Source organism: Agromyces humi (assembly GCF_009720255.1).
Classification (GTDB): domain Bacteria; phylum Actinomycetota; class Actinomycetes; order Actinomycetales; family Microbacteriaceae; genus Agromyces; species Agromyces humi.
Window position 1 is genome coordinate 1 of record NZ_WJSP02000349.1, and the last position, 3913, is coordinate 3913.

Here is a 3913-nt window from a genome sequence, read left to right on the forward strand (position 1 = left end):
CTCGGCGCCGGCGCTCCGTGGCGCGGCGCGCGACCTCGTGGCCGCCGCGATGCCGATCGTGGAGGAACGCGGCATCCCGGTCGTGGCGGTGGACCTGCCGAGCGGCATCCACCCCGACGACGGCTCCGTGCCCGACCCGACCGTCCTGAGCGCCGACATCACGGTCACGTTCGGCGCGGTGAAGGCCGGGCTGCTCCTCGAGCCCGGGGCGAGCCGTGCCGGCCGGGTGGAGCTCGTCGACCTGGGGCTCGGGCCGGAGCTCGCCGCGATGACCCCGCTCGTCACGACAGACCGGTCGTAGTCGGCGACGCGGTCAGGTGCCGTCGTCGACCTCTTCGTCGGTGATGACGCCGGTCTCCTCGCTCTCGACCACGACATGCCGGCTGCCGAGCTGCGCGGCGAGGGAGCGCCCGGCGTCGACCGCCTCGTCCCGGCTGCGGAAGCTCTGCGACAGCTCCTCGCCGCCCACCACGCGGTTGACCCACTGGCCGCGCTTGGACATCGTGATGACGTCGCCGTCGTCCATGCGACTCCCCCGTTCCGCGATGCGCGGTGGCATCCGCCCCACCAGTCAAGCGCAGGGCGCGGGGATTGGGAACCGGGAGATCAGTACCAGTTCATCGACTGCGAGTGCGACCAGGCGCTGCAAGGGGTGCCGTAGGAGCCCTTGATGTAGCCGAGGCCCCACTTGATCTGCGTGGCCGCGTTGGTCTCCCAGTCGTCGCCGGCGGTGGCCATCTTGCTGCCCGGCAGCGACTGCGGGATGCCGGTGGCGCCGCTGCCCGCGTTGAACGCGGTGTACGACCAGCCCGACTCCTTCTGCCAGAGCTTGTCAAGGCACTGGAACTGGTCCGCGCCCCAGCCGTACTGTGACGCGGCGAGATCTGCGGCGACGGCACGTGCGCCGTCGGGCGTGTTCGCATTGGCGAGGGCGGCGGCGGCCGCTGCGGCGGCCGCAGCGGCGGCCTCGGCCTGCGCCTGGTCGAAGGCAGCGGCCGCGGCGGCGGTCTTCTCGGCCTCCGCACGCGTCGTCTTCGTGAGGTCGACGACCTGGTCGACCGGGATGCTGCGGTAGTCGCTGAGCGAGGCGACCGACGCCGCGAGACCCGAGGCGTCGACCTTGCCGTTCGCCGCCGCGAGGGTCGCGTTCGCGGCGGTGATGGTGTCCTCGGCGTTGTCGATGGCCTTGGCCGCGGCGATGCCGCGATAGGCGCCGAGCTGCTCGTGACGCAGTCCGCTGGTGGCGTTCAGCGCCATGGTGGCATCGATGCGCGCCTGGGTGGCGACGGCGTTCTGCACGGTGAAGCCGGTGCCGACGAGGACGCCGGTGGCGATGACGGCGCCGGCGACGATGAGGCGACGGCGTCCGAGGCGACGGCGGCGGAGCCCTCGGCGGGAGGCCAGGTCGGCGTCGTCGGTCGTGGAGTGGGCACGGGAGAAGGCAGTGGTGATTCGCATAGGTTCAGGGGCGGCTCGGACAGGTGGTCGGGGTGCGCCTCCGAGCCGGGGCACAAGTCAGACACTCTGCCCGGCGAATCTGAACAGTTCCTCAGTTTGTCCTGTGCAAGTCATGATTGCGGCCGCCGGCGGGCGGGATACTGGGAGGATGCCCAGCCCGTCCAGCGCGTACCCCCAGCCGTCTGCGACGGACCGATGCCCCTGCCTCAGCGGCTCCCCGTTCGGCGAGTGCTGTGCTCGGTACCTCGGCGGCGGCGCGGATGCGCCGACCGCCGAGCAGCTGATGCGATCCCGGTACACGGCCTACGCGGTGGGCGCGCGCGAGTACCTGCTCGCGACGTGGCATCCGTCGACGCGACCCGCCGACCTCGAGCTCGACCCAGCCGTACGGTGGTACCGCCTGGACATCGACCGACGGGAGCGCGGCGGCCCACTCGATGGGGACGGACTCGTCGAGTTCCGCGCCTACTGGCGACACGACGCCGACCGGTCCGACCGCGGCGAGCAGCACGAGACCAGCCGCTTCCTCCGAGAAGGGGGCCGGTGGCGCTACGTCGACGCGGCCGACTAGCCGTTCGGGTCGCGCTCCCGGTCGATGGTGAAGCCGTCGAGCACGGCCCGCTCTCCCGACTCGAGGAGTTCCTGGAACAGCGTGATCTGCACGCCGGCCGGAGCGTCGAGCCGGGAGTTCAGGGACTGCCACGGCGTGACCACCGGCTCGGCCACGACGCGGCCTCCCACGCCCTCGAGACGTCGGGTCATCCCCGCCGTGTCCTCGACCTCGAACGCGAGCCGGATGTGCGGGCTCTCGGCACCACCCGCCTCGATGCGATCGATCGCGCGCTTGTGCGCCGGGTTGGCGATCTCGAGGGTCGCGCGCCCGGCATCGAGGATGACGACCCGCTCGTCGCCGCCCTCCGCGAACGCGAGGTACTCGGGCAGGCCGAGCGCGTCGCGGTAGAACGCGACCGCGGCCTCGTAGTCGGCCGCCTCGACGACGACGCGGAGTTGCAGGACCGGGCGTGCTGGAGCATCCGTCATGGCCGCATCCTCGCAGGGAGGAACCGATCGTGCGACTCCGCGGCGGTGATCAGGTGCCGGGCACGACCGGATACGGATGCTCCGCCAGCACGCGCGCGAGGTGCACGGCGTTCGCGACGAGCGTGGCGTTCGCGTGCAGCACCGCGGGCGGCGTCTCGCCCAGGTCCTTGTAGTCGGTCGTCTCCATGGCGGCGCCGTTCCAGTAGGTGCCGCCCTGGGCCGGCACCGTGAACCCGACGTCGTTCAGCGCCTGGTGGAGGTCGGCCGTGATCTTGTGCGCCCCGTCCTCGTTGCCGAGCACGGCGGTCGCGGCCACGTGACCGAACAGGATGGGCCGTCCCTCGTCGTCGAACGCGGAGAGCTCGGCGTCGAGCCGCTCGAGCACCCGCTGGGCGACGCTCGACATGTGGCCGAGCCAGGTGGGCGTGACGATCACGACGATGTCGGCGCCGAGGATCCGCGCACGAAGCGCGGGCCAGGCGTCGCCCTCGCCCATGTCGGCGTCGACGCCTGGAGCGACATCGAGATCGACGACCCGCACGATGTCGCCGTCGGCCCCGCGACCGGCGAAGCCCCCGAGGAGTTGCTCGGCCATGAGCTGGCAGCTGGATTCCTCGGGGGCGTGCTTCAGCGTGCAGTTGAGGAGGAGGACGGTCTGGTCGGTGATGCGCATGTGCTGCCCTTCGTGTCGTCCCGTCCCTTCCTATCCGCGATCCGACGGGCACGGTAGCGGCTTGACACGTTCAGGCCGCGGCGCGGTGCACCGGCCAGCACCGCGTCGTCACGCCGATCATGTTCCACACGTTGATGGCGACGATGAGGGACAGGAGGGCGGCGAGCGGCTCCTCGCCGAGCACGGCCCGGGCGTGGTCGACGACGCCGTCGGGGACGTGCGTCTCCGAGAGCCGGGTGACCGACTCGGTGAGCTCGAGCGCCGCCCGCTCGGCGGCCGTGAAGAGGCCGGAGTCGCGCCAGATCGCCACGGCGTGGAGCTTCTGGTCGGTGACGCCTGCCGCACGACCGTCGTTCGCGTGCTGGTCCACGCAGTAGGCGCAGCCGTTCAGCTGCGACGCCCGCAGTCGCACGAGCTCCCGGACCGCCGGATCGACCCCCGCACGGTCGAGCTCACCGGTGGCGGCGTGGTCGAGCGAGGCGACCGCGCGTGAGAAGCGGGGCACGAGCTGGTCGAAGTCGAGGCGGACGGGGATGTCGACGAGCGAATCGGTGAAGGTCATGGCTCAACGCTACGAACGATCGGCCCACTGCTACAGTCCAATTCCATGGATGCAACGTGGGCCATTCCCGGGCTCGACCTGCACCTCGAGCTGGGCGCGGGCGGGCGGGCCGCAGCCCTCGAGCACGCACTCCGGTCGGCGATCACCGAGGGCCGGCTCGCGTCGGGCACCCGGCTCCC

At 71.8% G+C, this 3913-nt stretch carries 7 protein-coding genes; 2 read left to right on the forward strand and 5 right to left on the reverse strand.

The genetic code is table 11. From position 1 onward, the window contains the following. On the forward strand, window positions 1-301 hold a 301-nt coding region (locus GH736_RS18740), incomplete at its 5' end, for an NAD(P)H-hydrate epimerase (protein WP_328596910.1). A gap of 12 nt (window positions 302-313) precedes the next feature. On the opposite strand, the gene GH736_RS18745 is transcribed toward GH736_RS18740, so the two are convergent. Further along, the gene (locus GH736_RS18745; RefSeq protein ID WP_159606055.1) at window positions 314-526 is read right to left on the reverse strand and encodes a DUF2188 domain-containing protein; all 213 of its coding nucleotides are present in this window, start codon (window positions 524-526) and stop codon (window positions 314-316) included. Window positions 527-606: 80 nt separating this feature from the next. Then, entirely contained in the window at window positions 607-1458 is an 852-nt protein-coding gene (locus GH736_RS18750; RefSeq protein WP_159606057.1) for an aggregation-promoting factor C-terminal-like domain-containing protein, read from the reverse strand. Between the two features lie 148 nt (window positions 1459-1606). On the opposite strand from GH736_RS18750, the gene GH736_RS18755 reads away from it, so the two are divergent. Then, window positions 1607-2029, forward strand: a complete 423-nt coding sequence (locus GH736_RS18755) for a YchJ family protein (protein WP_159606059.1) — start codon at window positions 1607-1609, stop codon at window positions 2027-2029. Here the strand turns inward: GH736_RS18755 and GH736_RS18760 are convergent. From GH736_RS18760 to GH736_RS18770, 3 genes are all read right to left on the reverse strand, one after another. Next, a complete protein-coding gene (locus GH736_RS18760) occupies window positions 2026-2499 on the reverse strand; it encodes a VOC family protein (protein WP_159606061.1) in 474 nt (157 codons plus the stop codon). The genes GH736_RS18755 and GH736_RS18760 overlap by 4 nt on opposite strands. A 49-nt stretch (window positions 2500-2548) precedes the next feature. Next, the gene (locus GH736_RS18765) at window positions 2549-3172 is read right to left on the reverse strand and encodes a flavodoxin family protein (RefSeq protein WP_159606062.1); all 624 of its coding nucleotides are present in this window, start codon (window positions 3170-3172) and stop codon (window positions 2549-2551) included. Between the two features lie 70 nt (window positions 3173-3242). Beyond that, the gene (locus GH736_RS18770; RefSeq protein ID WP_159606064.1) at window positions 3243-3734 is read right to left on the reverse strand and encodes a carboxymuconolactone decarboxylase family protein; all 492 of its coding nucleotides are present in this window, start codon (window positions 3732-3734) and stop codon (window positions 3243-3245) included. Window positions 3735-3913: the final 179 nt, after the last annotated feature.